Origin of the sequence: Paraburkholderia humisilvae (genome assembly GCF_902859855.1) — a bacterium.
GTDB lineage: Bacteria > Pseudomonadota > Gammaproteobacteria > Burkholderiales > Burkholderiaceae > Paraburkholderia > Paraburkholderia humisilvae.
In genome coordinates, this window is the sequence record NZ_CADIKH010000213.1 from 1 (window position 1) to 3423 (window position 3423).

The 3423-nt window shown below is 60.2% G+C and carries 3 protein-coding genes; all 3 read left to right on the forward strand.

The window, feature by feature from the left end; translation table 11 throughout:
• The first annotated feature begins 138 nt into the window (after positions 1-138).
• From HV796_RS40920 to HV796_RS40930, 3 genes are read left to right on the forward strand one after another with little or no spacing between them, the layout of a single operon-like run.
• Entirely contained in the window at positions 139-1356 is a 1218-nt protein-coding gene (locus HV796_RS40920; RefSeq protein ID WP_175233375.1) for a tyrosine-type recombinase/integrase, read from the forward strand.
• Positions 1353-2330: a tyrosine-type recombinase/integrase gene (locus HV796_RS40925; RefSeq protein WP_175233376.1), complete on the forward strand. Its 978-nt coding sequence runs from the start codon at positions 1353-1355 to the stop codon at positions 2328-2330. The genes HV796_RS40920 and HV796_RS40925 overlap by 4 nt, the downstream gene beginning before the upstream one ends.
• Complete coding sequence (locus HV796_RS40930; protein WP_175233377.1) at positions 2327-3358, forward strand: tyrosine-type recombinase/integrase; 1032 nt, start codon at positions 2327-2329, stop codon at positions 3356-3358. Before HV796_RS40925 ends, HV796_RS40930 begins: the two co-directional genes overlap by 4 nt.
• Positions 3359-3423 lie beyond the last annotated feature (65 nt).

Below are 3423 nucleotides of genomic sequence, written 5' to 3' on the forward strand. Positions count from 1 at the left end.
TTGACTTATGTGCAGCGCGCGGTTATGTGGAGTTTCCTCTGGGCGGTGCTTCGGCGCTTGGTTGCGTCAGGAGTTCGTCAACATAACTTCGTCGTGGGAGTAGCGTAGTTCCTCCGATCACCGTATCCGGAGGGCACCATGCTTCAGGAATTGTTTCCGAAGGAACATCACCGCTATGAGGGGTCCCGGTTCGCCGCCGATCTTGAGGGCTTCGCTGCCTGGCTGCGTCGGAGCGGATATTCTCGTACCAGTACCTGCGATCATTTGTTTCGGGCAAAGCAAACACTTGAACGGATGGATGGCGCCGAGCCCGGCGGGAAGTTTGCCGCCGAACATCTATACACGGCATTTACGTCATCGCGCTTTCCGGCGCCATATCGAGGCACACAGCGGGCATTCGGGCGCTTTCTGTCTTCGCGAGGCAGATTGATTCGGGCTGAGCCGGACGACCCGTTCGGAGTCCTGCGCGGTCACTATCTGCAATACCTTCGCGAGCTACGTGGGTTCGCCGTCTCGACCGCTGCTCAGCATGACTCGACTCTCAGGGACTTCCTGGGTCGGGCGGCGTTACCCGATCGAACGCTGCGGACATTGAGCGCTACGGACGTCGAGAATTACATCCGGCTCAAGAGCGGGGAGGTTACCCGTCAAACGCTGCAGCACGTCATTGCGCATCTGAGGGCGTTCTTGCGCTATTGCGAAGATCGTGGCGATATCACGCCCGGACTGCATTGCATTGACACGCCACGGACTTACCGTGCCGAGTTGCCCCCGCGTGCACTCGACTGGAAGCTGGTGCCGAAGCTGGTTAATCCGGTGGACCGTCACAGCCGCACCGGCTGGCGGGACCACGCAGTCCTCCATTTGATGGCGTACTACGGTCTACGAGCATCAGAAGTCGCCGCACTCACGCTGAGTTCCATCAACTGGGAATCGCGCACGCTTCACGTTCAGCAGCGCAAGACCCGTTCGGTCATGGTATTGCCATTGGCGGACAGGACCATAAATCTGCTACGGCGCTATCTCCGGTGTGGCCGCTCTGGAAGTGATTGCCCCGCTTTGTTCCTACGGGCACGAAGCCCCGCTGGGCCACTGACCCACTATGGCGTGGCCGACATCTTTTGCAAGCGCGCCAGGATGAGTGGCTTGCCAATCACGAACAGCTCCTCATATGCGCTGCGGCACGCGTTTGCGATGCGTCTTCTGGATCGAGGCGTGGGTACGAAGGCCATTGGCGATATCCTGGGACATCGCAGCCTCGAGAGCACGTGCGTCTACCTGCGACTGGACATTGCCATGTTACGTTGCGTCGCGTTGCAGGTTCCCACGCTCCCGAATTCGCGGAGGCTGCCATGAGCATCTCCACGTCAATGTTTGCCATGGAGTCTGCGGTCGCAGACTACGTCGCCCATCAACGCGCCCTCGGTCGTGGCTACCGCAACGAAGAACGAATCCTGCTGTCGATGTGCCACTGGCTCGCGCAGTCCTCACTTCGGGAGCCTGATCAAGCCAGCTTCGATCGATGGTGCGATACCATGCACCATCTGGGAACGAATACGCGTCGCGCCAGACAACTGATGGTGCACAAGTTCTGCCTGTTCAGACAGCGTGCCGGGCACGGGTGTTTCGTGCCCAATCCGCTGTACTTCGCGCGACCCTGTCCGTACATCCGCCCGGTCATTGTGCAGCCGGATCAGGTGGCACGAATGCTGGTCGCGGCCACGCACCTGACGCCGACGCTGGGCTCACCGCTACTACCCGCTGTGACGCGCATCGCCATTGTGCTTCTGTATACGGCCGGGTTGCGGCGCGGCGAACTGCTGCGCCTGACGCTACAAGACGTTGAACCGACGTCGGGGGTGTTGCAGATTCGGGAGTCGAAGTTCCACAAGAGTCGGCTGGTGCCGCTATCAACCGATGCCGCACGCGAGCTTCGGCTTTACCTACGCAAGCGCCTCACCGCTTCGCTCGGCACAGGCCCGGAAACGCCACTGTTGTGCAATACGACCCGAGGTCTACGTGGATACACCGGCACGGGAATCAGCCGTCCCATACACGCACTCTTCGAGCTTGCTGACGTTCGCGATGCCGAGGGACGATGCCCGCGAATTCACGACTTGCGGCATAGCTTTGCAGTCCAGGCTTTGATCCGGTGGTATCAGGAAGGCGCAGACGTACAGTCGAATCTCCCGAAACTGGCCATCTACATGGGGCATGTCTCGATCGTATCGACGGCATACTACCTTCCATTCGTTCCGACGATCGCAGCGCTCGCGAGTGAACGCTTCGAGAAGCATCTGGGCCACGTGCCCGGCGGGGGGAAGCCATGAAACCGCGCAAACCGACAGAGCTCGGCCAATGTCTGCTGCGCTTCTTCCAGGACTATCTGCCCACACTGCGCGGCGTCAGCGTGCACACGATACGGAGCTACCGGGATGCCGTCGTCTTGCTGCTGCAATTCACCGCGCGCGAGAGCCGGCGCCCCATCGAAGCCCTGGATCTGAGCGATCTCAATTCCGATCACGTAAAGCGATTCCTCAAATTCCTTGAGTCCGAGCGCGGCAACAGCATCGCGACGCGCAACGCCCGGCTCGCCGCCATTCATGCATTTGCGCGTTTCGTGATTGCCGAGCATCCCGAACATCTGGCACCGTTTCAGCAGGTACTCGGGATACCTTTTAAGCGGGGAGCGCGGGAGGCACCGATCGAATATCTGGAAACGGCTGAGATCGATACACTGCTGACCACCATCGACCAGAGCCGTGCAGCGGGGCAACGCGACTTTGCACTGTTTGCACTGATGCTCAACACCGGAGCTCGTGTGCAGGAGATCTTCAATTTGAGGATCTGTGACCTGCGGCTCGACCCACCGCCGCAGGTCCGGCTGCATGGCAAGGGCAACAAGGTGAGAGTGTGTCCGATCTGGCCGCGCACCGCGCAGCTTCTGCACGGACTCATTCGCACTCGTCCCCTGGTCGCTCAAGGCTCGGCCGAACTGCCGGTCTTCGTTAATTGCCGCGGCACTCAGATGAGCCGATTTGGCGTGCGCTATCTGCTGCGCAAATACATGCTCATCGCGAGCACCCGGAACCCAACCCTTGCGCACAAGGACGTCCGCCCGCATTCGCTTAGGCATACCACTGCGATTCAGTTGCTGAAGGCCGGCGTAGACTTCGCGACTATCAGCCAGTGGCTCGGCCACGCGAGCCTGAATACCACGATGCGCTATGCGCGTGCCGATATCGATCTCAAACGTCAGGCACTCGCGCAGGTGTTTCCAGAAATCCTCGCGCCTCCACGAGGTGGCGCATTCATCTGGAACGGCGCTGACCTGGTTGGCTGGCTGCGTAGACTCTGACCTGTTATGTGCAGTCAAGGCATGCTCAAACCAGGCGGGTTCGCCTTGCTGCACGATCTCTCCAC

Excerpts from the sequence above, each read along its gene's own strand:
- HV796_RS40920 (WP_175233375.1), top strand. The coding sequence starts at position 139 with ATGCTTCAGGAATTGTTTCCGAAGGAACATCACCGCTATGAGGGGTCC.
- HV796_RS40925 (WP_175233376.1), top strand. The coding sequence starts at position 1,353 with ATGAGCATCTCCACGTCAATGTTTGCCATGGAGTCTGCGGTCGCAGAC.
- HV796_RS40930 (WP_175233377.1), top strand. The coding sequence starts at position 2,327 with ATGAAACCGCGCAAACCGACAGAGCTCGGCCAATGTCTGCTGCGCTTC.